This window comes from Paramesorhizobium deserti (genome assembly GCF_001558695.1).
Classification (GTDB): Bacteria; Pseudomonadota; Alphaproteobacteria; order Rhizobiales; family Rhizobiaceae; genus Paramesorhizobium; species Paramesorhizobium deserti.
This window is the reverse complement of sequence record NZ_LNTU01000012.1, coordinates 22154-47907: the sequence shown is the minus strand read 5'-3', so window position 1 is coordinate 47907 and position 25754 is coordinate 22154. Positions and strand designations below refer to the sequence as shown.

General features: G+C 62.1%; 16 protein-coding genes, 1 tRNA gene and 1 pseudogene. 9 read left to right on the top strand and 9 right to left on the bottom strand.

From position 1 onward, the window contains the following. Positions 1–50: 50 nt before the first annotated feature. The 6 genes from ATN84_RS09315 to ATN84_RS09290 form a co-directional block, all read right to left on the bottom strand. Positions 51–458 (bottom strand): type II toxin-antitoxin system VapC family toxin, encoded by a 408-nt coding sequence (locus ATN84_RS09315; RefSeq protein ID WP_068881392.1) that lies wholly within the window; start codon positions 456–458, stop codon positions 51–53. Then, positions 455–688, bottom strand: a complete 234-nt coding sequence (locus tag ATN84_RS09310) for an AbrB/MazE/SpoVT family DNA-binding domain-containing protein (protein ID WP_068881391.1) — start codon at positions 686–688, stop codon at positions 455–457. Before ATN84_RS09310 ends, ATN84_RS09315 begins: the two co-directional genes overlap by 4 nt. Positions 689–781: 93 nt before the next feature. Further along, on the bottom strand, positions 782–1768 hold the full coding sequence (gene glpX / locus ATN84_RS09305) for a class II fructose-bisphosphatase (RefSeq protein WP_068881390.1): 987 nt from the start codon (positions 1766–1768) through the stop codon (positions 782–784). A 179-nt stretch (positions 1769–1947) separates the two neighbouring features. After that, complete coding sequence (locus ATN84_RS09300; RefSeq protein WP_068881389.1) at positions 1948–3264, bottom strand: homoserine dehydrogenase; 1317 nt, start codon at positions 3262–3264, stop codon at positions 1948–1950. Between the two features lie 50 nt (positions 3265–3314). Continuing rightward, a complete protein-coding gene (locus ATN84_RS09295) occupies positions 3315–4535 on the bottom strand; it encodes an LL-diaminopimelate aminotransferase (protein WP_068881388.1) in 1221 nt (406 codons plus the stop codon). Positions 4536–4673: 138 nt separating this feature from the next. Beyond that, on the bottom strand, positions 4674–5021 hold the full coding sequence (locus tag ATN84_RS09290; protein WP_068881387.1) for a hypothetical protein: 348 nt from the start codon (positions 5019–5021) through the stop codon (positions 4674–4676). A gap of 96 nt (positions 5022–5117) precedes the next feature. On the opposite strand from ATN84_RS09290, the gene ATN84_RS09285 reads away from it, so the two are divergent. Next, positions 5118–6950, top strand: coding sequence for a PHA/PHB synthase family protein (locus tag ATN84_RS09285; RefSeq protein WP_068881386.1), 1833 nt, complete (start codon positions 5118–5120; stop codon positions 6948–6950). Positions 6951–7222: 272 nt separating this feature from the next. Further along, positions 7223–8416, top strand: coding sequence for a YcbK family protein (locus ATN84_RS09280; protein WP_244491052.1), 1194 nt, complete (start codon positions 7223–7225; stop codon positions 8414–8416). 44 nt (positions 8417–8460) lie between these two features. On the opposite strand, the gene ATN84_RS09275 is transcribed toward ATN84_RS09280, so the two are convergent. Further along, positions 8461–8757 (bottom strand): hypothetical protein, encoded by a 297-nt coding sequence (locus ATN84_RS09275; protein ID WP_068881385.1) that lies wholly within the window; start codon positions 8755–8757, stop codon positions 8461–8463. Positions 8758–8931: 174 nt separating this feature from the next. On the opposite strand from ATN84_RS09275, the gene ATN84_RS09270 reads away from it, so the two are divergent. The 7 genes and pseudogenes from ATN84_RS09270 (at position 8932) to ATN84_RS09240 (ending at position 19743) form a co-directional block, all read left to right on the top strand. Next, positions 8932–9007 (top strand) — tRNA-Glu (locus ATN84_RS09270). Positions 9008–9125: 118 nt separating this feature from the next. Then, positions 9126–9833 (top strand): DNA/RNA nuclease SfsA, encoded by a 708-nt coding sequence (gene sfsA, locus ATN84_RS09265; RefSeq protein ID WP_068881384.1) that lies wholly within the window; start codon positions 9126–9128, stop codon positions 9831–9833. Between the two features lie 11 nt (positions 9834–9844). Continuing rightward, positions 9845–10672: a type I methionyl aminopeptidase gene (gene map, locus ATN84_RS09260; RefSeq protein WP_068881383.1), complete on the top strand. Its 828-nt coding sequence runs from the start codon at positions 9845–9847 to the stop codon at positions 10670–10672. A gap of 42 nt (positions 10673–10714) precedes the next feature. Next, positions 10715–11365: pseudogene (locus ATN84_RS09255) on the top strand (JAB domain-containing protein); the annotation flags it as partial. 881 nt (positions 11366–12246) lie between these two features. After that, positions 12247–13536 (top strand): pPIWI_RE_Y domain-containing protein, encoded by a 1290-nt coding sequence (locus ATN84_RS09250; protein WP_201026350.1) that lies wholly within the window; start codon positions 12247–12249, stop codon positions 13534–13536. Further along, the gene (locus ATN84_RS09245; protein ID WP_161939566.1) at positions 13533–17093 is read left to right on the top strand and encodes a pPIWI_RE_Z domain-containing protein; all 3561 of its coding nucleotides are present in this window, start codon (positions 13533–13535) and stop codon (positions 17091–17093) included. The genes ATN84_RS09250 and ATN84_RS09245 overlap by 4 nt, the downstream gene beginning before the upstream one ends. After that, a complete protein-coding gene (locus ATN84_RS09240; protein WP_068881381.1) occupies positions 17086–19743 on the top strand; it encodes an RNaseH domain-containing protein in 2658 nt (885 codons plus the stop codon). Before ATN84_RS09245 ends, ATN84_RS09240 begins: the two co-directional genes overlap by 8 nt. Positions 19744–19750: 7 nt before the next feature. On the opposite strand, the gene ATN84_RS09235 is transcribed toward ATN84_RS09240, so the two are convergent. Next, complete coding sequence (locus ATN84_RS09235) at positions 19751–23038, bottom strand: UvrD-helicase domain-containing protein (protein ID WP_068881380.1); 3288 nt, start codon at positions 23036–23038, stop codon at positions 19751–19753. Beyond that, positions 23035–25686, bottom strand: a complete 2652-nt coding sequence (locus ATN84_RS09230; RefSeq protein ID WP_082766202.1) for a PD-(D/E)XK nuclease family protein — start codon at positions 25684–25686, stop codon at positions 23035–23037. Before ATN84_RS09230 ends, ATN84_RS09235 begins: the two co-directional genes overlap by 4 nt. Between the last annotated feature and the right edge of the window lie 68 nt (positions 25687–25754).

Sequence of the window (25754 nt, the reverse complement as noted above, 5' to 3'; positions counted from 1 at the left end):
CGGCATCTAGGCAATGGCGCGTCCGGGGTAATCCTCTGTTACCTGCGAGATCATGACAAACTGGGTGTGATCAGCGTAACTGTTGGAAAATAGGTCCGGTAACGGCCTTCATCACGCGTCAGTAACGACAGGTTCAGAACCGCTGCGTGAGCGCCGATGAAAAAATCAGACAAGACGCCAGTCCGTGTGCCGCCTGCCTTGCGATATCGGGTAAAAACCTTTCCAGCCAGAAACAGCGCTTCACGGGGAATGGCCTCCATTTCAACGCCGACCGTTTCGATGAAATTCTCCAGGTCGCGGATATGGTTATAACGAGCAGCAAGTTCCGCATAGATCACATCATTGATCAACAAGCGACCAATCATGCGCGCATCTTGAAGCTCTCCGAAGGACCATTCCGCCCAATGTGGATCCAGCGTTGCGATATCAAATAGAATATTGGTATCGACAAGGATCACGTTTCACCGCGCAACAGTTCCATGAGTTCGTCGGTGGTCGGCCCCGGCCCCGCATGGCCAAGAGCCTTTTCAAATCGGCTCGGTATCTTTTTTCCGTCTGCCCTGGCGATCACGATCTGCCCGTCAGCATTGCGACGAAACACCACTTCGGTACCTGGGGTGATCCCAAGATAGTCCCGAACTGCTTTTGGGATGGTGACCTGTCCCTTTGCAGTCGCTTTCGTAGCCATGTTTGCACCTCAAAGTAATACCAGTTTTAAATAAGGTATTACCTCGCAGGCGAAAGTTCAATGCCAGCGTAAGACGCCCGATCGGATCGCTCGCTAGAACTTCGTCAGATCCTGGTGGCGCGCCTTGATCTCGCGCACCGTCTGGGAATGGGCGCGCATGACGATGGTGTGAGTCTGGATATAGTCGCGGGCGAATTTGACGCCCGACAGCATGTTGCCGTCGGTGACGCCGGTGGCGGCGAACAGCACGTCGCCCTTCGCCATCTCCTCCATCGTATAGACCTTGTTGGGATCGGAAATACCCATCTTCGCCGCACGTGCGACCTTTTCGTCGGTGTTGAGCTGAAGGCGCCCCTGCATCTGGCCGCCGATGCAGCGCAATGCGGCGGCCGCCAGCACGCCCTCCGGCGCGCCGCCAATGCCGAGATAGATGTCGATGCCCGTTTCATCAGGATCGGTCGTGTGGATGACGCCCGCCACATCGCCATCGCCGATCAGGCGGATCGCCGCACCCGTGGCGCGAACTTCCTCGATGAGGCGCGCATGGCGCGGACGGTCCATGATGCAGGCCGTGATCTCATGGACAGGAACGCCCTTGGCCTTGGCGATGGCGTGGATGTTATCGGTCGGAGACGCGTCGATATCGACGACGCCAGCGGGATAGCCGGGGCCAACGGCGATCTTCTCCATATAGACGTCGGGCGCATAGAGCAGATTGCCCTTCTCGGCGATCGCGATGACCGCAAGCGAGTTGGGCAGGTTCTTGGCGCAGATCGTCGTGCCCTCGAGCGGGTCGAGCGCAATATCTACCTCTGGCCCCTGTCGGGTGCCGACCTCCTCGCCGATATAGAGCATAGGCGCCTCGTCGCGCTCGCCCTCGCCGATCACCACCGTTCCGTTAATCGGCAGACGGTTCAATTCCTGCCGCATGGCATCGACCGCCACCTGATCCGCGGCCTTCTCATCGCCCCTACCGCGCAGCCTTGCTGCGGCGACCGCCGCGCGCTCGGTCACGCGGACGAGTTCAAGCGTCAGGATACGATCGAGACCGTGGGAAGTCTGCTCAGCGGGTTTTGCCATGTGGGGAATGTCCTAACTCGAATTTCGTTGCTAACACCTGCACTGGAACATGGACCATATCAGGGCCATGCAAACCTTTTGTCAAAGTCGCAAAGGGGCCGCAAGTGCCGGACGAGCAGAAATCCGGCACAGCCAAAATCTTAATCGATTAAATGGGTTAGGCGGGGCAAGCCCGCCGATCAGCCGGCTCGCTCGATGCGGATCATCTGCGGCTTGTCCACCAGATGGCCATCGCGCAGAATGGCGTCGAGCGCCTTCTTCACCGCCGCTTCCGTGGTCTCGTGCGTCACCAGAATCACGGTCTTGCTGACCTCGCTTGCACCATTCATGGGCGGACGCTGCACGATGGATTCGAGCGAGATGTCGTTCTCCGCCATGCGCTTCGCGATCGCGGCGAAGACGCCGGTGCGGTCCTCAACCGTCAGGCGGATGAAATAACCACCTGCGTGCGAGCGCATCTTGGCCCGCTTATAAGGCTTCAGCGCCTTGGCCGGCGTGCCGAAGACAGGTCCGTGCTGGAAACCGGGGCGGCTCTTGGCGATGTCGGCGATATCGCCAAGCACTGCCGATGCCGTGGCATTGCCGCCGGCGCCGGGGCCGGAAAGCAACAGCTCGCCCAGGAGATCGGTTTCGATCGCCACCGCATTGGTGACGCCATGCACCTGCGCGATCACCGAAGAGGTCGGAACCATCGTCGGGTGGACGCGCTGCTCGATACCGGTATCGGTCTTCTGCGCAACGCCCAGGAGCTTGATACGGTAGCCAAGCTCGTCTGCGGCATGGATATCGGCGAGCGAGATGTTGCTGATGCCTTCCAGATAGATATCGTCGGCGGCGATCTGCGTGCCGAAGGCGAGGCTCGTCAGGAGAGCCAGCTTGTGCGCGGTGTCATTGCCCTCGATATCGAAAGTCGGATCGGCCTCGGCATAGCCCAGGCGCTGCGCGTCCTTCAGGCAGTCCTCGAACGATATGCCCTCGTCCCACATCCGTGTCAGGATGTAATTACAGGTACCGTTCATGATGCCATAGACGCGCGAGACCGTATTGCCGGTCAGCGATTCGCGCATCGCCTTGATGACGGGAATGCCGCCGGCGACCGCCGCCTCGAAATTCAAGAGCACGCCCTTGTCCTCGGCGATTTTCGCAAGCGCCACGCCATGTTTGGCAAGCAGCGCCTTGTTGGCCGTTACGACATGATGCCCGGCCTTCAGCGCCGCCTCGACCGATGCCCTGGCGGGGCCGTCATCACCGCCGATCAGTTCCACGAAGACGTCGATGTCGCCTGATTTGGCCAACGCAACCGGATCGTCGAACCATTCAACCGAGGAGAGATCGACCCCTCGATCGCGGGAGCGGTCGCGGGCCGAGACGGCTGCAACGACTATTTCCTTGCCGCATTGACGGGTCAGCATCTCGGCCTTGTCGCGCAAAATGCGTAAGACCGAACCGCCCACGGTGCCGAGTCCGGCAACGCCGATCCGCAATGCATCAGTCATGATCGTGCCTCTGAAATTATCCGAATGTCAGCTGAAAGCGCACCACCGGGTCAGCGGTGCGCATCAAGCGGGATGACGTTGTGCAGGTTTTCTTCCTTTGTGGCAAGGAAGCGCTTGATATTGCGCGCGGCCTGACGGATGCGGTGCTCGTTCTCGACGAGCGCGATGCGGACGTAATCGTCGCCATGCTCGCCGAAACCGACGCCAGGAGCAACGGCGACATCCGCCATCTCAATGAGAAGCTTCGAAAACTCAAGCGAACCGAGCGACCGGAAACGCTCCGGAATGGGCGCCCAGGCGAACATTGTGGCGGCGGGAGACGGGATGTCCCACCCCGCCCGCGCGAAACTGTCCACCAGCACATCGCGACGGCGCTTGTAGACGGCGCGGACTTCCGCGATGTCCGAGCCGTCGCCGTTAAGCGCGGCCGTCGCCGCCACCTGGATCGGCGTGAACGCGCCATAATCGAGATAGGATTTCACCCGCGTCAACGCCGCGATCAGCCGCTCGTTGCCGACGGCGAAGCCCATGCGCCAGCCGGGCATGGAGAAGGTCTTCGACATGGAGGTGAACTCGACGGCGACATCCATCGCGCCCGGTATCTGCAGCACCGACGGCGGCGGCGTATCGTCAAAATAGATTTCCGAATAGGCGAGATCGGAAAGGATGATGATCTCGTGCTTGCGCGCGAAAGCCACCACATCCCGATAGAAGTCGAGCGTGGCGACATGCGCGGTCGGATTGGATGGATAATTGAGGATCAGCGCCAGAGGCTTCGGGATCGAATGGCGCACCGCACGCTCCAGCGCCGGGATGAAATTCTCATCCGGCTTTGCCTGGATCGAACGGATGACGCCGCCGGACATGATGAAGCCGAACGCATGGATCGGATAGGTCGGGTCTGGACACAGCACCACATCGCCCGGCGCGGTGATCGCCTGCGCCATGTTGGCGAAGCCTTCCTTGGAGCCGAGCGTGGCGACGATCTGTGTTTCAGGATTAAGCTTCACGCCGAAGCGGCGCGCATAATATTGCGCCTGGGCGCGCCGCAGTCCGGGAATGCCCTTGGAAGCGGAATAGCGGTGCGTGCGCGGGTCCTGCACCGCCTCGCACAGCTTGTCGACGATGCTCTGAGGCGTCGGAAGATCAGGATTGCCCATGCCGAGATCGATGATATCCGCACCGGCGGCTCGCGCGCTGGCCTTCAGGCGATTGACCTGTTCGAAGACATAGGGCGGCAGACGGCGAACTTTATGAAACTCTTCAGACATTGTCCTGGTTCCGGTGCGGGTTGAAATTGCGTTTTCGCTATACACCTGTTCGCGCCGGGGGTCGATAGATCAGTGTTTCTTCACTGCATTATGCGGCACCAAGCGATTCTGCCTGGCTGCAAATGGAAAACCTATGCCCTAGTTGCTGCCGGTCTTCTCGATTTCCTTCAGCGTCTCCTCGGCCGCTTGCTGGGCTTGGCGGCGCGCCGCATCCAATTGCGCCTGGGTTGCCGGAGGCGGCGCGGCAACGCCCTGCTGAAGCCGCTTGTCGGCGTCGAGCGCGGAGGTGACGCTTGCGGTCTCCTGCGCCGTCAGCTGCTTGGTTTCGCCGCGCGGCGTGCGGGCAAATGTGGGAAAGGCGCCCGTATTGGCTGCACCCTGTTGCGGCACGCCCTGGAACTCGGGCCCGCGCGCGCAGGCGGAAAGACCGGCCAGCACGAGGGATATCATGAGGAAACGGGCGGAAAGCCCTGCGTGCTGTGACATAATATCTTACCCCTGCAGGAATGCTTTTGAGTGTTGAACCGATAGCATCAACTCATGCTACTATGTCAATAAGAGGTGTCGGAGGAAAAGCAGATCATGTCTGATACCGGGGATCGCAGCCGGAAAAAGCCGACTGACGAACCTTCCCTTGATGATTATCTTATCAAGGATCCCAGCAGCTTTGCGCTCAATCTTGCCCGCATGGTCGAGCAGGCGGGAAAGGCTGCGGCCGCCTGGATCGAACCGCGCGAAAAGGGGCTGAAGAGCGATCTTCTCGCGGAGCCGCTGACCGACATGGTCAGGACGCTTTCCAAGCTGTCGGAGTACTGGCTTTCCGATCCCGCGCGCGCCGTCGAGGCGCAGACGCTCCTCTTTTCAAACTATCTCGCCATCTGGACGAATTCCATTCGCCGTATGACAGGCGAGCCGACCGAAGATATCGCAGCGCCCGATCCGAAAGACAAGCGCTTTCAGGACGAGGACTGGTCGAAGAACGCCTTTTTCGATTTCCTCAAGCAGGTCTATCTCGTCACCGCCAAATGGGGCCTCGATCTGGTGGAAAAGGCGGAAGGGCTCGACGACCACACCCGCCGCAAGGCCGCCTTCTACGTGCGCCAACTCGTCAACGCCGCCTCACCCACCAATTTCGTTCTGACCAATCCTGAGCTCTTCAAGGAGACGGTCACCTCCAACGGTATGAACCTCGTCAACGGCATGCGGATGCTGACTGAGGACATCATCGCCGGCCAGGGCGATCTGCGGCTGCGCCAGGCAGATCACACGCATTTCCGGCTCGGCGAGAACGTGGCGACGACGCCGGGCAAGGTCGTGGCGCGTAACGATCTGGCGGAGATCATCCAGTATGCGCCCGCGACGGACAAGGTCTTCAAGCAGCCTCTCCTCATCTGCCCGCCATGGATCAACAAATTCTACATTCTCGATCTTAGCCCGGAGAGATCCTTCATACGCTGGCTCGTCGGACAGGGGCACACCGTGTTCGTGATCTCCTGGATCAATCCCGACGCCCGTCATGCGCACAAGGATTGGGAAGCCTATATCCGCGAAGGCATCCAGTTTGCGCTGGATACGATCGAGAGGAGAACCGGCGAGAAGAAGATCAATGCCGCCGGCTATTGCGTCGGCGGCACCCTGCTTGCCGCCGCCCTCGCCCTGATGGCGAAGGAGGGCGACAACCGGGTCAAAAGCGCGACCTTCTTCACCACACAGGTCGATTTCGAGCATGCCGGAGACCTCAAGGTCTTCGTCGACGAGGAGCAGATCAGCGCGCTCGAAGAGGCGATGTTCCGCGATGGGTACCTTGACGGAACAAAAATGCTGAGCGCGTTCAATATGTTGCGATCAAGCGATCTCATCTGGCCTTATGTCGTTAACAACTACATGAAAGGGAAAAGCCCCCTTCCCTTCGACCTTCTCTACTGGAACGCCGACGCCACGCGGATGAGCGCGGCCAACCATTCCTATTATCTGCGCAACTGCTATCTCGAGAACCGGCTTTCGCGAGGAAAGATGATGCTGGCGCGGCACAGGATTTCGCTCGCTGACATCAATATCCCGGTTTACAGCCTCGCAGCGAAGGAAGACCACATCGCGCCGGCGCTATCGGTCTTTGTCGGGAGCCAGTGTTTCGGCGGCGATGTCACCTATGTGCTTGCCGGGTCCGGCCATATCGCCGGGGTCATCAACCCGCCCGAAAAGCAGAAATACCAGTATTGGACCGGCGGCAAGGCCGAAGGCAATCTGAGCGACTGGCTTGATAACGCCGAAGAACATCCGGGATCATGGTGGCTGCACTGGCAGGATTGGATAGAAGCCCAAAGCGCGAAAAAAGTATCGCCTCGACATATCCGCGATAACGATTCGGACGTGCTTGGAGATGCGCCCGGATCTTACGTAATGATACGCATCTGAAACTATTCGTGATCGACCTTTGATGTCGATTCCGTGACACGACGATGTTTGCCGCGCTCCGATCTTGCCCGGGGTCATTGCGATTTTTCGGGAAAAGTAATATCAATCCAGACGCTTGCACCTTAACAAGCGCGTGCAGGTGCTGTTGCGAAGGTGGAATTTTCGGCTTTCGGCAAATTCGAAGCAAACGTCGCAAGGGTTTCTGCCCTCCTAAGAACGACCCATCCGGACCCAGTTCTGTGCCAGTCCGGAATAAAGCCCAGGGGATGGCATTGAGCGGACTGACGAAACATGCGGGGACCGGAAGACGCCGTTCTGTCGCATGGCTGATCGCCATGCTTTCGTTCGCCGTCACCTCCTGCACGTCCACCGGTCCGGGACTAACCCCACAGCTGCAGTCCCAGGGCGAGGAATCGTCCCTCCTTGCCGATACCATGGCGAGTGCAGCGGAAAGCGCCGAAAAATCCGCATCCGCCACCACCGACAAATCCTCCGAAAAGCCTGCCGGCGACGCGACATTGGCGATGGCGGAAGCCAAGCCTGACAATCCGGCTGAACAGAGCCGCGCCCAGGAAACTGCGTCAACGGAACAGGTCAAGCCGGACACGGCTGAGACCGCTGCCGTCGCAGCCGCCACACCACCTGCCACCGAACCGAACCCGACGCCCTCGCCAATCGTGGCAAATGCCGCGCAAGACGCCGAGCAGAAAGAAATCGCCCAGACAACGGCATCCAAGCCCGAGGCAAAGGGCACCGAGGCTGTTTCGTTTGCAACTTCGCCGCGTCAGGTCGCCTTTGCAACGCCGCCCAGCCGGACGTCGCAATCGGGCGGCACGATCATGCGCCTTTTCTCCGACCGTACGAAAAAGAACGAATCGGCGAAAATATTGAACAAGTCGGTGGAGAAGAAAGCCGCCGTGATGTCTTTGGCATCGAAGGCGAGCGATACGCCCAAACGTCAATTTAACGATGCCTTGCCTGGTGTGCGGGAAAATTTCGGCATTGAAATCAAGCGGCGCGCCAGCCTCGACGACGACAGCGATATCGATGCGCATGAAGAGGATGATGCCTTTCCAATCCAGCTGGCATCGGCCGGCGGTCTCGCCCGATTGGCGCCGAACGGTCTGAAAACGCAGCGCGAATCGGTCGACGTGGCCTGCCTGAAGCCGCAGCTCGTGGCCATGCTCAAGACGATCGAACGCCGCTTCGGACGCCCCGTCATGGTTACGTCGGGCTATCGCAGCCCTTCGCATAACCGCGCCGTGAATGGGGCGAGACGATCGTTGCACATGATGTGTGCCGCGGCCGACATCCAGGTCGATGGCGTCTCCAAATGGGAAATTGCCCGTTTCGTCCGCAACATGCCCAAGCGTGGCGGCGTCGGCACCTATTGCCATACGAACTCCGTCCACGTCGATATCGGCCCGGAGCGCGACTGGAACTGGCGTTGCATGCGCAGGAATTAGGCCAGCCGATCCTCAGATCATCACTGCGGCATGGCTTTTTGCGACTATTGCTTCGTTTTCGGCGCCGGTTGGGCCGTTAGTTTTTTCCTGTCATCATCGCTGGGATTGCACTCCCGGTCGGTCCCCGGAATGTAGAATTTCCCGTCCGGGGACGGATCTGTTCCGCCGTCACATCCCGGCAATCCCGGGCGGCCGTCCTGGCCCTCGGCGCCACGGGCTCCGCTGTCGATGCCTTGCCCGCCGGCACCACCCTTTCCACCGGCCTCGCCGGAGCCCGCCCAAGTGTTTTGCGTGGCGCTTGCTGTCAGAAACAGCGAAATTACAACCGCAATGATTTTCATTCTCAAATCTCCTTGTCATCAAACACGCACAAGCTGGCTCCAAAGAGCGGCGGAAATTGGCCATTTACACACCGGCGCATCATGACGGGGGCGACCCGCATTTTTTTCCAGAAAAATCACTTTTAGCTGTTGCGGGAAAAAAACTTCCTCTCTATAAGCCACCTCACCTGCGGGGCGCCCATCGTCTAGCGGTCTAGGACGCCGCCCTTTCACGGCGGAAACAGGGGTTCGATTCCCCTTGGGCGTACCAACAGTTTCAAGCCCTTAGGCTCCGCAGGTTCAATTCTCCTCTTCAATAATCGATGAAGATATGCCGGTTTGCGCCAGCAACCGTTGCAGAACGTCTCACGCTCGACTAACTGCATCTCATGCAGTTCATTCTCCCGATGGTTTCCGGACGGCTCGAACGCCGTTACAAGCGCTTCCTCGCCGATGTCACCCTTGATGACGGACGTTTCATAACGGCGTCGGTACCAAATACCGGCTCGATGCTGGGCCTCAATGCGCCCGGCTCCCGCGTCTGGCTCAGCGTATCTGACGGCCAGAAGCGCAAATATGCCCATGCGCTGCAGATCGTTGAGGCGGACGGGACGCTTGTCGGAATCAATACGGGCCTTCCCAACCGGATCGCCGAGGAGGCAATCCTTGCCGGCATGCTGCCCTCGCTCTCAGGCTATGCCGATCTCAAGCGCGAACAGAGATATGGTCGCAACTCCCGCATCGACATCCTGCTTTCCGATGATGCACGCCCCATGTCCTATGTCGAGGTGAAGAACGTGCATTTCATGCGCGAGCCCGGCCTTGCCGAATTTCCCGATACGGTGACGGCGCGCGGTGCAAAACATCTGGACGAACTTGGCGACATGGTGGAAGCTGGCCATCGAGGTGTTATGCTGTTCGTCATACAGCGTAATGATTGCAGCAGCTTTCGCCTTTGCCAGGATCTCGATCCTACCTATGTCAGGGCATTCGACCGGGCACGACAGCGTGGGGTTGAGGCATATGCGATACGATGCCACATAACGCCGGAGGGCATTGCCGCAGACTGCGTGGTGCCGATCGACGAAAGATTGTAAACGGATAAGCAATGGTCACCTATCTCGACGCGGCAAGCGCACCTCTGAAATTCACCGGCCAGATACGCCTTTACGATGAGGAGGCGTTCGAGGGCATGCGCAAGGCATGCAATCTGACGGCGCGCTGCCTCGACGAGCTCGCATCGATTGTCAGGCCGGGCCTGGCCACCGACGAGATCGACCGCTTCGTTCGCGAATTCGGTGCTGATCACGGCGCGATCCCCGCCACGCTCAACTATCGCGGCTTCACCAAATCAGTCTGCACCTCGATCAATCATGTGGTCTGCCACGGCATCCCCAATGAAAAGCCATTGCGCGAGGGCGATATCGTCAATATCGACGTCACCTATCTTCTCGATGGCTGGCACGGGGATTCGAGCCGCATGTATGCGGTCGGCGAAATCAAGCGTGCGGCGGAACGCCTGCTCGAGGTAACGCATGAATCGCTGATGCGCGGCATCGCGGCAGTCAGGCCCGGTGCACGCACCGGAGCGATCGGCGCAGCTATCCAGACTTATGCGGAGGCAGAGCGCTGCTCCGTCGTCCGCGATTTCTGCGGCCACGGCGTCGGTCGGCTCTTCCACGACGCACCGAACATTCTCCACTACGGCTCTCCGAACGAGGGCGTAGAGATGCGAGAAGGCATGATCTTCACGATCGAGCCGATGATCAATCTCGGCAAACCGCATGTGAAGGTGCTTGCCGATGGCTGGACGGCGGTAACACGCGACCGGTCGCTTTCCGCCCAGTATGAGCATACGGTGGGCGTGACGAAGGACGGATGCGAGATTTTCACGCTTTCGCCCGCTGGAATATTCGGCCCAAAGCAGGCATCTTGACGGGGTAAATCCAGCTATTCGTTTTCGGGGGGGCGGTAAGGAATGGCGGACGACAAGGATCGCGAAGGTGGCTTTCTCGAGGAAAGCACACGGAGCAAGTTTGAAGAAACTGCCGTCGAATCCGTTTCACCAGTCACTGCGATCAAGCCATCCCGTCCCCATTATGCAGGCCATCGCGAGCGGCTGCGGCAACGCTTTCGCGAAAGCGGCGGCGATGCGCTCGCTGATTACGAGCTGCTAGAGCTCCTGCTCTTTCGTACCATCCCTCGCGCCGATACCAAGCCGCTCGCCAAGGCGCTGCTTGCGCGCTTCGGCTCCTTTGCCGAGGTGCTCGGGGCACCGGAGCGACTGCTGATGGAGGTGCCCGGCTGTGGCCCGTCGATCGCCGCCGACATTAAAATTGTTGCCGCCGCCGCCCATCGCATGGGCAGAAGCACGATAAAGGGTCGGGAGGTGCTTGGTTCCTGGAGCAAGGTCATCGAATATTGCACGGCGGCCATGGCTTACGAAGACCGTGAGCAATTCCGTATCCTGTTCCTCGACAAGAAGAACGGATTGATCGCCGACGAGGTGCAGCAGGTCGGCACTGTCGACCATACGCCTGTCTATCCCCGTGAAATCGTCCGCCGTGCGCTGGAACTTTCGTCCTCAGCTATTATTCTGGTGCACAACTATCCCGCTCGACACCCTTCGTGCATGGGGGGCGCATGTACGATCCCGGACGATCACGGAAATGATGTATTTTCAGCATGTTACTGGCGGCATGCCTCAAGCTGAGTGGGATGATCAATTACCAGTTTTCGTCCATGTTCCCAAAGCAGTGCTTTCACTACCGACAATAAGAATTTTTTTAATCTAAACAAACCATTTTGGGAATTCCTGAAAACATTGAAAGCGACCGGAACGAGAACATCACTTCTATCTCTCGACCGCCAAGTTTGTTTCCATCACCCTCAATGTAGAGCGGCTTGAACTTGGCCGGTTGACTATTTGCCGGGTAGCCGTTTCCGGCCCGCCTATCCGATGGCTGACATTTTCGCACCTCGACCAGCATCTGAACATTCAGTGAGGTCCTCCAGGCGGCCTGAAGAAACGCGGGCATGCGAGAGATGAAGACTTCGCAAGACGGTACGAGCCGCTCTGATTGCGTACGGGTTGTCGGACCGAGGTTCGTCGAAAGCCGATCGCGCGGCTGACCAATCGTCTCTTCCTTAGCAAGGCAGCCGCACGCCTCTCCTAGGTCGCCACGCGCGTTCGGGCGAACTCCTGCTTGGAACAGCCGCGAGCCAACGCGTTACATCGGCGAACTTTCAGAATTCGCCAGCGACAAGCTGCGTTTCAAGACGATTTGTGCCGATAACCTGGGTCATGCCCGTTTGCTGGTCACTTGTGCGAGTCGAACGGACACCAGAGGCACGGCGCATACATCCTTCTGAGGACGTATCACCCAAGGTCAAACTCGCCGTCATAATCACGGTGCCAGGACAGCTTCCGCTCGCCAGCCAATAATCGCACCCACTTGATGTGAGACACTTGAGACGCTACTATCCCATTTGTCTCACGGAGATGATTCTTTGGTCGATACACCACCCTTTCCCCAGCGCGCCCAGGCGCTCTTCTCGGAGAAGCTCGGCTATGGCCGCCGCTGGAAGACGGCCGCTGCCGAGCAACTCGGCATCGGCCGCGCGACCCTTTACCGCTATCTCGATGATCCAGCGGGCGTGGCGCCGGATGTACTTGCCAAACTCTCGCAGCTTGAAGGTCCCCAGGCGCCCGTCCACGCCGTTCGCGAAATGGTCACTCTGATCGCCAGTGCCATCATCCAAATTCAGACCTGTATCGACGCCGAAGGGTGGTTGAGGGCGCCGTATCCGATGTCCGTCCGGCGTGTGTTCGACCTGGGCGCTGCCCGCAACCTCGCGGACGGAGGTGACGTCTGGCCTACTGATCTTCACGGACTGATGCGCCGAGCTCAGGAACCTCTCTTCCGGTGGCTTCCGGATATTAGCTGGGATGTTGGCGGCGACTACCTTGCCGTGCGGTTGGTGGAGTCCGGTGAGGCGAGCACTGCGTGCCGTGCCTTGGCCCTGCCTGGGGGGGATCCTGAATCCGAGATCGAGGAGAACCTGGGCTATGAGATGCTGGTAGGCCTCTGCCGCGACCGGGTCGATGGTGAGGAGCTCTACCGGACCTGGCGGAAGACCGTCATCGAGAATGTGGTCATGACGAGCTGGTCCACAGCCATCCTCATGGACCCGTTGCTCGCCACCCTCGAACGATCGGACGAAATCGTCGAGGCTTTCTATGACCGGATCCCCGAGAGCTTCGCGATTAACGGTGAGCTGCCGACCTGCACTATAAGCGGGACGATTCTACGGCGTGACGGGCGCGCCTTCCACACCGAGTGTCGCCAGCCTGAGGCAATCCGCAGGGCCCGCGAAGGCGTACATGGAAGGCTCAAGTACCGCCCTGGCATGCTCTACTTGAAGCGCGCTTTCCGCACCTTCTGGGCGCTTCCGGGCCTGACGGAGCTTGAACTCAAGCGCCGGTTGGACGCGCTCGGTTGGACGACCAACCTATGGCCAGCCCTAGATCGAGTTGACCTTATAGCAATCGCACCGGACGGCAGCCGACGGTTGGCCATCGACGTTAAGGACTATATTTCGCCGGCGCGCCTTGCCAGTCGTTTCAATGGCTTCAAGACTTTTGAGGCCGACCACCACTGCTACCTCGTGATCCCCGACTATATCATCGAGACGGATCCTCGCTTTGAGGCTCGATTCGAGGCTCTGCGCGCGGCCAACGGCCGTCCTACCGTCTCGCTCGCCGCCGTGTCCGACTTCCTCGAAGGGTTAGCGCCATGAGAACCGATCGCACCTTCGTGGCAGCCTACCGCAAGGCGCTACGAAGCGCCGACCCTGCTGCACGGAACCTGTCCGCGACCGAGGACCGCACGCTGGGGCTCACCGAGCTCTGCCTTCATTTCCTCGCCCGTCATTGTCCGGACGAGGACGTATCGGCTCTTCCCTATCTGTTGCTTGGCTATGCGAAGGTTATGGCGGACGGTGCCGATTCAGTCTTCCTGCGGGATCTGACCAGCTTGCGGCACTTGGCGAGCCGCTACATGTCAGCGTCGGCCTGGCTAGACGCCTGCCGGCTACACAGCCTCACCCCCGAGACGATGCGCTGCTACGCCGTCAATGGTCGCATCCCGACCCTGCGGCGTAGCGCTCCCGATGGCGTGCTCGCCGTCCTTGCCGAACATCTGGAGACCCCGGCGCCTTGGGTAAGCCGTATCCTGCAGCCGGCCAGCGCGGGCGAGGCACTGGTACGTACCAACCGCGGTGAGACGCTGCTGGCCTACCAGATCCCGCCGGTCGACCCGGAGGCGACAACCACGACCGAGCACACCCTGCCGCGCCGGCGCCTGAATCCGCCGATCACCTTGACCTTGGCGCAGCTGCAAGCCACCGCCGAAACGGTCGACGCGCGAGAAGCGCAGCCGGACTGGCCCTCGACACTCCCGCCGCTTCGGCTGCGCGACCGCCTCACTAAACTCAAGCTCGAAGGCCTTAAGGACGGTTTCTTTGACGGTGAGACCCTGACCCTAGACGGCGCTGTACATGTTCTCGGCATGTTGTCCTCCGGCAAATCCACCCTGGTGTGGCTTGTCGTAATGGCCCTGACCCTCGGCGGCGGAGGGAAACGCATCGGCATCCTGGTCACCGACACCATCCAGGGTGCGACCCTTATCGCCCGACTGCGGATGCACGGTGTCGACGCGACTGTGCTCTCAAGCTTCTACAATCGCGACCGCCACCTGAACTCCATTCACTGGCAGCAGGGCCTGTCGTCCTCGGGCTGGTCGGTGGCGGCCCTCGGCGACGTCGCCGAGAACTTCAGCGTCGCTTGTCCGCTCGACGGCTTCCAGCGCGATCCGGTCGTCGTCCGCGGATCGAGCCAGCGGCCTGCCTTCCCAACCTTCAAGGAAAAGCCCTGCCACCGCATCTATCAGCGTCGCCGGGATGCCGAGCTCGCCGATGACGCGGAGATCGACGACAACGCCGATGTCGGCGCCGAGCGGTCGTGTCCCCTTTGGGCACAATGCCCGGCTCAGGGACAGCAGCGCAGTGCCGTCACCGCCAAGGTCATCGCCCTGACGCCCCAGGCCTTCGTTCACATGACGCCAGACAAATGGACCTCGGCGCGGCACCTCACCCTGCCGGAACTGTTCCAACACACCCTTGACCTGATGATCGTCGACGAAGTCGATTCCGTGCAGAAGACCCTCGATGACATCTTCGCCCCTCGCTCTCCGATCATGGGCGACGAGCGCGACGTTTACGCGCCGGCCATCGGCGCCAAGTCGTCCGAGGCGCTACGCGAGCGCAGTGGCGTGCAGTTCCGTCGCCAAGTGAACGCCCGTTGGCAAGCAAACTTCCACATTTTCTATCGCCTGATCGGGACCCTCTACGCTCTTCTCCAGAACGAGCAGGCCTATGTGGCCGACTTCTATCGTAACAGCCCCTTCACCGCCGGTGGAATCCTCTACGAGATCTGGCGTCGGCGGCAGGACGTGAAGGGCCTCGCACGTCCCGGTCGCAGCTTCGACGATCCGGACTTTGAAGAGGACTTCCTGGAGGTCATCAAGGTCGCGGCGAGCATCTCGCGTTACTCGCAGGGCTCCGCCGTCAGCCGGGATGAGACTGAGGAACAGGCCGACGAGGCGCACCAGGCTTTCCGTGACGCTACCTTTCAGTCAGCCAGCGAAGCCCTGCAGGGCATCGCCAGAGACATGGTGGTCAGCGACTACTATGAGGACCTGGCCGAACGGGTCCAGGATCTATTGGATGGTCCACTCGCGGCCTTCAACGCCACCGCCCCCGACAACAAGGCAGCCATGAGCCCTCGCGGCAATGCGCTCGCGTTGGTATTGGCTGTTGTCACTGACCTAGTCCTGTCCCACTACTACTGGCTGGTAAAGGCCCAGCCAGCGGTGGCCACAGACCTCGGGATCGACGACGCTCAGCTGCTGAGCCAGGCCAACAACCTAATTCGCCATTACCGTACCCTACTGCCATCAAACCCGGCCGGAGCGGTGTTCGGGCTGCTCTATGACGAGCCTAGTGAGGACCGGCGCGACACGATGGGTGGCAAGCTGACCCTCATCAACCACCTGGGGGTCGGCCGCCACCTACTCACCCACCTACATGACCTGCTTGCCAGCGAAGGACAGGCGGGGCCCCATGTACTGATGCTTAGCGGCACGAGCTGGGCCGGCGGTTCCCAACGTCAGTTCAATCCGCGCACTGGCAAACCCATGGACTGCGCCTCGCCGAGCTTCGACGTGCAAATCCCAGCCCAAGGAGTGCTGCTGCAGCCGCAGGCCGAACTCGATGCGATCGGGCGGTCGGTGTTTGAGCTGGTGAGCCTACGCAACGAGGAGGGAAAGCAGGTCCGGATTTCCGGTCTGCGGGAAGCAGACCGTCGCAAGGCTTTGAGCGGCGTAGCCGTGCGCCTATCCACGCGCCGCGACAACCTGAACCTCATCGAGGAGAACTGGCTGCGCATGGCTCGTGAATGGGGCGAGGAGCACTTGCGGGGGCGTCGCCGAGCCCTCCTGGTCACCAATTCCTATGCCGATGCTGCGATCGTCGCTGACATCCTGCTAGAGAGTCTCGAGACTCACGGCTTCGCCGACTGGCGGGTGTTCGGCCTGACCCGGGACCAAGCCGATGACGCCGACGCGCCAGACGATCAGCGCTTGCGGCGTGCCCGGCCCCTCCCCCGCTCCTTGATCGAACGCTTCGGCGAGGAACCCGAAAAATCGATTTTGGTCGCACCGATGCAGGTGGTCGCCCGTGGCCACAACATCCTCAACAGCCAAAGTCGTGCGGCGATTGCTTCGGTCTATTTTCTGCACCGACCCCATCCGCGGCCAGACGACCTTGCCGCAGTGATCGGCCGTCTGAACCGCTACGGCGTGGAACGCTTTGACCGCGGTATGGCCGAGAATCCGGAACAGCCGGACGAGCGGTTGTCCCAACGCGCTCGCCGAATGCGTTACGCCGCGACCAACATCGTTCGCTACAGCCTCTATTCGCGCAGCGGCTACAGTAGCCTGTCCACTGAGTACAAAGCCCAGTTCGCCTGGGACATGCTGACCCCACTCTGGCAGACCATCGGCCGCGGCATTCGCAACGGCTGTCCCGTGCACATCGGTTTTGTGGATCGCCAGTTCGCGCCACTTTCTTTCGACGGTGCCACCGATTCCTCCGACAGCAGCGTCCTCGTTCAAGCGCTTCGCCAGCTCGACGTCGCAATGGCATCATCCGATCTCACCGCCAGAACCCTCGCGAAATTGCTCTACCAGCCCTTCCGCGATGCGCTCTCCAAGACCAAGGGTCTCGCCTATGGCTAGCAACGTGAATTCGCTCAATCTAAATGTCTGGGAGGCCAGCTTCACGGCTCAGGACACCCTGATCCTGACACGCTACCGCCTCTCTCCGGACGCGCAGGAGACCCTTCAGGCCTGGTCACGGGAGAAGTCCAAGCGCGCGGATGACGCCCCGTCGACCTTACGCCTCGATGGGCTTTCGGAAATCTTAGCCTGGTTTGTACCTGAGATCGCTTTCATGCGGCGCCATCATTGGGACCCCGAGACCCAGAGCAAACCTCTTTCCTTCTTTCTGGTAGGCGATGTCGCCGCCAACGAGGGACTGCGTCTCCGGGTCCAAGCGGCTATCGGCCTGTGGCTGACCCTGATCTATCCCGACAAGCCTGCTCCCACGCGCGCAGCGATCGCAGCGACCGCTATGGACGCCGCCAGCTGGAGCAGACTGTCGGTTAATGGCGCGCTTCAGCAGCAGGTAAGCGCCTGTCCGAGTCCGGCAGACAGTTTGATGTTCGATGCAATCGCCGCGCACGCCCTGTACGCATTAGCCGGACAAGACCTGCGCTTCAAAAGTGGCACGCAGCGCGTGCTCGTGGCCAAAGCCGCACAAGCGGATGCCTTTACAGGGGTGGAGCTGGTCGCCTTTCCGCCGCGCCAGACCCAACGAGGCCTTTGGAGTGAAGTCATCACTCTCTACACGCCCACTTATCCCGAACGTGCTCGACTCCACCTGTTGGCGCGGCCTTCCATCCGCAATTGGGGTTCGGTGAGCCGATGGACGGGTCGCAACGATCCGAATCGCGCGCTTGACGTCTTCATGCCCGCAATGGAGATCGCCTCTGGCGACACCTATCGCCACACGTCCTTCGACTTTCGTGCCAAGGCCGGCCCGGCACCCGCTGAAGGCGGATACGGGCCAACTGTTGCCTATTGGCCGCACAAGGACGATCAGAAGGTCTTTGACCTGGTCCGTCGCCTCACCGGCCGGGCCGCCCTCGCTCCGCATGAGTTGGCCCAACCCGTAGTCGACGAGGACGGCCTATGGGTGTTGCCGCGCCTCGGAACCGTACATGGCGATGACTGGCTGCCTGGCGGCACCGGTATCTCCTGGCCAGACCGCCACGACATCGGTGAGTCTTTGAACCAGGCCCTTTCCAAAGCGGGCTTTGCGGCGGTTGAGCCGATGACGCGCGCCCGAGTCGTGATGCCGCTCGACAAACCGTTCAACAGCAAGGCGGACGGAGAGATCTTCGCCGCGCGCCGGCGCGCTGTCCGCATGGCCCTAGAGGCGGCGGGTGCGCCCACCGCCGAGGTCGATCTCTTCATTTTCCAGCGGCGGGAGGACGCACCCCAACGGCTCGCCAGCGCCCTCCTCGATGAGCTCGGCCCGCCGGAGATACAGGAGCCCGGTGTGCTATCGTGGAGCTGCGGGCTCACAGTCCGACTACGTTCAGTCAACGCCAGCGTTTTGGCAGAGGAAATCTCGTGGGACGAGGCGACGATAGAAGAGGCAAAAGTCCTCAACCCTGCCCAACTGCGCAGCATTCGCGAGTTGAACCGCTCGCAGGCGTTCGACGAAGCGCAAAAGGCGATGGCGGCATACGTGGCCGCGGCCCGCGCCGGAACGACTGGAATCGGCTGGGCCATTTTGGAAATGCCCGAGGCATTGAAGGGACGCATGGGCGATCCGTTTCAGCTTGCCCGACGGGTGCTCGCATATGCAAATCTTCTGCCTCAGATCGTGCTGACCTCCGTCGAGGCGCTGTCCGAAAACACGATGAAAGCCAAATATGGATCGGCCCTCAGCGACTGCCTGCGCATGCTGGGCGTTCTGCCCGTGGAGGACCTGCCGCAGGACTTGCAGCCGGCCGCTCTGACGGTCATCCAAAGAAATGCAGACTTCGTGGCAGGCCAGCAGCGCAAGGGTCACGCCTTCCCGCTTGCCGCCCGCACTAAGGAGGGACACCTGGAGTGTGCAATTCCGGACGAAGCCGGGACGCCACAATGGGCGCCCTATGCGGTCGCCGTTCTGCGGATTCTGAAGGGCGACTATGGCAAGTTCGGTCGAGGCCGTCAGGAAGAGAACCTCGCCAAGTTCGAGACCTTCTTCACCATGGCAATGGAGGATATCAATCGAGTCGGCCCCGCTCTAGTGATTTGCGAGGGTGAAACCCTGACGCACAAGTTTTCGGCGCTGGCGAACGGAAGGTTGGTCTTCGACCAGCTGACGATCGCCAATAGAACGCTCACGCCGAACGACCTGCCTAATCTGCGGATGGTTCGCACGAGCCCCGATCCTAAGCGGCAGCCCTACTATCACCACGATACGAACAACAGCTGGCCGAGCGGTCTCTTCAGCTGGGGCGCGGCGAAGCGCACCTACTACGCTCTGAAGCAGAAGCCGATTACGGTCTCCAATGCTCAGCATTTCGCCGCCCGCGTCTCCAGGCACACCGAGTTGGAAGAGGGCGTCCGCCCGCCAAAGGAGAATTTAGGCCGGGTCAGTTCGCAAATGGACGAGATCTGCATTGCCTTCCACCAGGAGGGGGATGATCCTCTGACTTTGGCGACTTTGGTCCACCGCTTGCGTGGCGCGCATGCACAATACGACGCCGACACCGCTCGCCCTTTCCCCTTGCACGAACTTCGTAAGCTAGGCGGTGGCGTGACACTCTAGGAAGCCATCAAGTCGAGGACTCGACCCACCTGACCCTTCCGAGGCTCATATACACCAAGGCACCACGCGGAGCGCCAGTCGCCTCCAGGTATAGCCGCAGCTGGTCCACATGATCGGCCAGTTGCTGCGGCCCCGGCGCGATGTCGCTCTTCCAATCGACGACCGCCTCAAACGCGCCGTTCTCCGCGCGTGTCGCTGCGTCCACCCTGCCGGCCATCGGCTGGGCCTCGCCGGCTGCTCCGATGAGAGCGTAGATCGGCAGCTCCGCGCGCAGCCGCGGCCGCAAGGCCGCGACATCGGGCAATGCGAGCGTGCGAAGTACGGTCTGAGCGAGCTCGGAGATATCCGCGAGGCTCTCGTCGGTCTCGCCCGGAGCGAGGATCTGCGCGCTCAGCTCCCGCGCTCGCCCGGTCAGCGCGCTGGTCTCTTCGGCCAACCCCTCTTCCAGGATTTCCTCCATCAGCTTGTGCAGCACGAGGCCCCTCAGGCGCCCGCCGGTGGCGATCCATGCCTCGGCCTCCTCATCGAGGGAGTCCGACACCATCTCCACCCTCTGGGCTCGATCGGCATCATGGTCGCTGGGCCGCAGCCAGGTGATGGGCGGACTCGCCGCGGCGATGCGTTCGGCCTCATCTGCGAAGGTCGCAGCGTCCTGGCTGTTAGCGGGCGTTGCGTCGGGGGCCGGTGGGTTTCCTGCAAACGCGCCCAGATCGATCTCCGGCAGACCGGCAGCGCCGAGATCGAGTACTCGTCCCCAAGACCGCGCATTCGCGTCCGGGTGATGCGGCAAGATCAAGAAATCCCGGGCGCGCGTGCACGCCACGTACCAGAGTCGCACCCTTTCACGCTGCTGGCTTGCAGTGTCCTGCCGGACCGTCTCGGCGAGCTCCGGAGCAGAGATGTCCCCGACCAGCCAGTGGAGCGTACCAAGATCTGGATGGCGGACGAACCGCTCAGGCGAGCGCAGCTGCACGACCCCGTTGATGGGGATCACAACCGGCCACTCGAGCCCCTTGGCACTATGCATAGTAACGATCGAAATTGCGTCGCCATCGACCTCGCCCCAACCCTCGGACGCCTCGCGGTTGTCCCGCCAGTCTGCGTGCAGGTCCGCGGCTAACCGGCGGAGCCCGCGGACCCCGTAGCGGGCCGCACGCTCCAGGATCACGTCGATATTGGCGGTGGCCGCCGCCGCGTGGCGCGGATCGTCGCGTAGGGAAAGCACGACGCGCACGCCCAGACGCTCGATCGCCTCACCGAGGAGCTGGGCGGGACTGGTGAACCGCGCGCGACGGCGAAGCGCCACCAGCTCAGCTACCACCGCACGCGCTTCCGTATCGGCGATGTCGTCGAGCGGGGTGGCCACCGTGAAGACACCGGGCCGCCCGTTCCGCTCAGGCAGAGCTGCCGTAATGTCGAGCAAGGTCTGATCGGTGAAGCCGACCAGCGGGCCTCGCATCAAGGCGCCGAACGCGACAGTGTCCTTGGCGTCGGCCAGCACCCGCAGCAGCGTTATGATATCCTGGGTCTCTTGGCGGCGATAGAGTCCCTTGCCCGCTTGCGAGGTGATGGGAAGTCCGACACGGCGCAGCGCGCGCTCGAACAGCCAGAGGCTGTTGCTGGTCGGCGCAAGCAAAGCGATATCGCGCGCCGCCACCGGCCGAATGCGGCCCTCGGCATCCCGCAGGAGCCGCGCGCCCACCAACTTCGCGCAGACTGCCGCAACGGCATCAGCCTCCTCGATCTGCAGAACTTCGCGTTTGGAAGCAGGAGGCGCGCCGATCGTCAGACGAGCAGCGCTCGGCCGCGCAGGATCGTCTCTGCGGGTGGCCTCCAGCTCGACATAACCCGGCTGCGACGCCGCGTTGAGGGCTGCGCGAAAAGCGCCGTTGACATAAGTCAGCACGCCCTCACGTGAGCGGAAATTCGCGCTTATCTGGAGGACGTTGTCGGGCCACGTGCGCACGATCAGCGCCTTCGCGAGCTCGTAGTTGGCGATGTGAGCGCCGCGGAACTGGAAGATTGCCTGCTTGGGGTCGCCAACCAGAAAGAGAGCGCCCGCGCGGGGCGTGAGTTCTGTCCATTCCTCCGCCGGCTCGGCCGCCGCAATCCGGAAAATGATGTCGCACTGCCCTGGATCGGTATCCTGGAATTCATCCACGAGCAGGTAGCAATAGCACGCCGCCAAATGCTGCCGAACCGGTTCATGGGTGCGCAACAGGCGCCGGGTGCGAATTAGAAGATCGTCGAAATCGAGGAGCGCTGCCCGTCGCTTGTAGGCCTCATAGTCGGCCAGCACCTCGTCCAACTCCGGGAACAGGGTGGCGAAAACGCCGCTGCCGATGCCGCCCATCAACTGCCGATAGGCAGCTTCGGTCTCCTCATAGGCCGTTACCAGCTGGAGATGCTCGGCTGCAGCATTTGGCCCCGGCGCCCCAAGGTGTCGCGGGCGCTGGAGGTCGAATGAGTCCTTAGCCATACAGCTCAGCTGCGGCGGATGGGCAAGTCGCCACAGACGGGCGAAGTCCGGAGTGACGGCGAAGCCGTCCCGAAAGTGAAGGTCCAGCGCCTCCAGATTCTCCAAAACAACAGTGTTGCGATTGTCAGGCGGCCCAGCGGCCACGGCCCGTCTGAACGCGTCCACGGCGCTGCTGAACACGGAGTCCGGCCGATCAGTCAGGTCAAGCAAGGGCGCCGTCGCGTCACGGTGTTTGCGACGGAAATCGGCCATCTGCCGCAAGGTTTTTGTGGACTTGCGCGGATCTCGCTGCGCCAGGATTGCGATTGGATCTTCCGCCCGCCGGCCGTCGCCAAGCCGACGGCCGAGCCAGGCCTCAAACACCTGTCCGAATGCCAGGTCTTCCCCGTCCCTGTCCAAGACGTCCGCGCCGGGGTCGACATCGGCCTCGACGGCGTAGCGACGCAGAATTTCCTGGCAAAAACCGTGGATGGTGGTGGTCGTCAGGCCGTCGAGTCCCGCGGACGCCGCTTCCAGCGCCCTACGCTGGTCGTCGGTGAGCCCTCCCGGGAGAACCGCCTGCAGCGGACGCGGGACCCTCTTCGCCAAGAGCTCGTCGATGGTCTCGCGCACCCGACCTGCGAGTTCGTCGGCCGCGAGCCGCGTGAAGGTGATGGCGGCAATGGACGGCGGCGACACGCCGCTCGCCAGCAGTAGCGCTATCCGCCCGGCTAGCAGCGAGGTCTTGCCCGTACCGGCGGCCGCCTCCACCAGCAGGGTCGAGCCGAAGTCCGACAAGGCCCGCACCCGAGCAGCGGCGTCTCGAAGCTCCGTCATCGCGCCCGCCAGACTGCGGCGAAGTCGCCGAATGCGCGACGGAAGGCCGCGTCCTTGATCCTGATGAAAGGCTCACCGATCGCCGGCAGGGCGATACGCAGCTCGTTCCACTCCTCCCAGGGATCGGTCGGACCTGGCAAACTGGTCCCCGCCCGGGCGAGGGCTACGCCCGCGTTGAGATGCTGAGTAGCGGCAGCAAGGGCTTGGTCCAGATCTTCGCCCCGAAGCGGGTAAGGCTGCGGGGTCTCCTCCGCCAAGAAGACCAGTCGCGCCTGGATCCGGGTCTCCGGCCGATGGTGGGCCACCGCGACAGCGTACAACACACGCTGCAGCTCGGCGCCGCCTCCGAGCCGCAGGTCTTGGGGCGTCTTGGGGACCGCTCCGGTCTTGTAATCGGTGACCCGGGCTCGCCGGTCGCCGGTATCGAGTTCGAGGCGATCAATGGCGCCGCGGATCGTGAGCGGCGTGCCAGGAACCGGAACGATCTCGTGCGGATCCCATGGCGCCCTCGGGTCCGCCGCGTCGCCCTCGGGGTCACCGAATCGCACTTCTGTCCAGCTGCGCGTCCCCGCCTCGAAGCTCGGATCCAGCTGTAGGGCTCGCAACGCCACCGTCCAAGCGTGATCGAGGGTGTAGCGCCACAGCAGCGGCGGCGGCGCCGATCGTTCGAGCGGCCACTCGACAAGGACCGCGTCGCGGGCCGTGTCTAGGGCGGCCTCGACCTCGTCCGCGGACGCCCGGCCGAAGCCGGATCCTTGCTCGAGAACATTCACAGTCCGCTGGAGCAACGAGTGAACCAGGTCGCCAAAGGCTCGTGGGTCCAGGTCGAACGCCTGGTCGGTGACAACGGCCTCCCGCCAGCCGAGGGCGTAGCGCCACACGAATCCCTGCGGGTCGCGCAGCAGCCGCCGCAAGGAGGTCGCCGATTGCGGCTGGTCCAACGCGCGGATCACCACCGGATGGTCGGCTTGAATGATACCGTCATGCGCACTGGCTTCCGCCGAGCGGCGGGCCTGCCAGCATCCGACGGCGCGGGCGATGCGCGGGCTCTGCCGGGCCTCCTCGGGCCGAGCGGCCAGCCGGTCTGCCTCGCTGAACGCATGCTCTGGAACACGCTGACGGGCCAGCCGAACCGGTGTCAGGTTCGCGGGCAACAGCGGACTGGGCGTCTGCAACCCTCCGCGGCCATTGCGCCGACTATAGGAGAGGGAAAGATTCTCGGCGTGGCGCACGATCGAGGCGAACGACCGCCGATCGAGCTGTGGCCGCGTCGGCGCTTGATCGTCGTCCAGTGAGAGGATGTGGTCAGGCAGGAGCGGATCGGAGGAAACGCCTCGGGGCCAACCTCCGGCAGTGAGACCGATCAGCCGCACGAAGCGTCGTGGGGCGCCCGCCAGATGCGCGGCCGGGCACCAGACGACACTATTGCCCGGTTCGGCGCCGTCAGGGATCCGCAATGCCGCCAGCGAGAAGGCGAGCGCTTCCGCCGGCCCGGCGCGCAGGGCCACGCTCCAGACCCGCGCTGCGGAGGCCGGCAATAGTCTTTGTCCCGCCTCTTCAGCTGCCGCCCATCCTCTGCTCGTCAGTTCCAGAGCCGGCAGGAGCGAGAGCGCCGGCCGCGCACCATCGGTCCGCTGTCCCTGAGCCAAGTCGAGCGCGCGCCGCCAATGGACCAAGTCGTTAAGATGGACTTGGGCCTGGATTCCAGCCAGCGGATGCTCGGGAAGTGCCGCCAAGGCTGCACAGCGCCCCGCGCTATGGGCCAGCCAGCGCCGCACTCGCTCCTGCGAGAGCCCTTGTCCCAAGAGCTCGGCCAGAGCCGCGCATGCCTGCCCATCGACCGTCGAAAGGATCGGCGTTCCGTGGGAGAAATGGACAGGCAACTCGGCGCTCGCCACCAGAGTCTGCATGGATTCGTCCCAAGCACCGGGGGCGGCGGTGGCGATCGCGATCTCCTCGGGCTTGGCCCTGCCAGTCGCGATCAGTTCGCGCGCCCATCGCAAGGCCTCGACCACTTCCGAATGGGGATCGGCACAGACCCAGGCGGCTATGGCGGACGGCGCGCCGCCCACCTCTTCAGCGGGGAGCTTCATCATGCTCGTCACCCCACCGACGGCCGCAACGAGACTCCGCCAGACCGGAGCGACCCAGACGATGTGTTCGAAAGCGACGGGCCCGAGCAGATCGGCGGCAAGGTGGACCCGCGCTTTGGCAGCCGCCACCAGGTCGGGGGGTGTGAGGACGCCAGGCCCGAGCCGCGTCCTGACCCTGCGGTCGATGAGGGCGAGGTCTGAAATCCGCGGCTCAGGGCTCAACGAAGCCAAATCGACCCCAGCGGACCACAGCCGCTCGAAGGTCCGCACCAGGGCACGCACTGTCCCTGGCAGACTCTGTAGTGGCGTCAGCTCCGCGAACCCGCCTTCGGCAAGCGCATCGGCGAGCACGGGCTCTAACTCTTCTCGTTGAGCTGGGCGCACGAACCCTCCCGCCAACCGAGCGGCCAACTGCGGAAGGGTCATGATCTGAAGGCCGACCACGCCCGCACGTGCGGCTTTTAGCCGAGCCATGCGCAGGGCGAGCGGACCGTCTACAACAACGGTCCGGAAAAGTTCAGATCGCGCTTGTTCCCTCAGAATGGCAGCAGCCATCGATATTCCTCATCCATTATCGCACGTCACCCCTGTCCTCTATCCAACCACCGCCTCATCAAGTGCGG

Coding starts and splice junctions, on each gene's coding strand:
- ATN84_RS09310 (WP_068881391.1), bottom strand. CDS start 688: ATGGCTACGAAAGCGACTGCAAAGGGACAGGTCACCATCCCAAAAGCA.
- glpX (WP_068881390.1), bottom strand. CDS start 1,768: ATGGCAAAACCCGCTGAGCAGACTTCCCACGGTCTCGATCGTATCCTG.
- ATN84_RS09300 (WP_068881389.1), bottom strand. CDS start 3,264: ATGACTGATGCATTGCGGATCGGCGTTGCCGGACTCGGCACCGTGGGC.
- ATN84_RS09295 (WP_068881388.1), bottom strand. CDS start 4,535: ATGTCTGAAGAGTTTCATAAAGTTCGCCGTCTGCCGCCCTATGTCTTC.
- ATN84_RS09290 (WP_068881387.1), bottom strand. CDS start 5,021: ATGTCACAGCACGCAGGGCTTTCCGCCCGTTTCCTCATGATATCCCTC.
- ATN84_RS09285 (WP_068881386.1), top strand. CDS start 5,118: ATGTCTGATACCGGGGATCGCAGCCGGAAAAAGCCGACTGACGAACCT.
- ATN84_RS09275 (WP_068881385.1), bottom strand. CDS start 8,757: ATGAAAATCATTGCGGTTGTAATTTCGCTGTTTCTGACAGCAAGCGCC.
- sfsA (WP_068881384.1), top strand. CDS start 9,126: ATGCAGTTCATTCTCCCGATGGTTTCCGGACGGCTCGAACGCCGTTAC.
- map (WP_068881383.1), top strand. CDS start 9,845: ATGGTCACCTATCTCGACGCGGCAAGCGCACCTCTGAAATTCACCGGC.
- ATN84_RS09245 (WP_161939566.1), top strand. CDS start 13,533: ATGAGAACCGATCGCACCTTCGTGGCAGCCTACCGCAAGGCGCTACGA.
- ATN84_RS09240 (WP_068881381.1), top strand. CDS start 17,086: ATGGCTAGCAACGTGAATTCGCTCAATCTAAATGTCTGGGAGGCCAGC.
- ATN84_RS09235 (WP_068881380.1), bottom strand. CDS start 23,038: ATGACGGAGCTTCGAGACGCCGCTGCTCGGGTGCGGGCCTTGTCGGAC.
- ATN84_RS09230 (WP_082766202.1), bottom strand. CDS start 25,686: ATGGCTGCTGCCATTCTGAGGGAACAAGCGCGATCTGAACTTTTCCGG.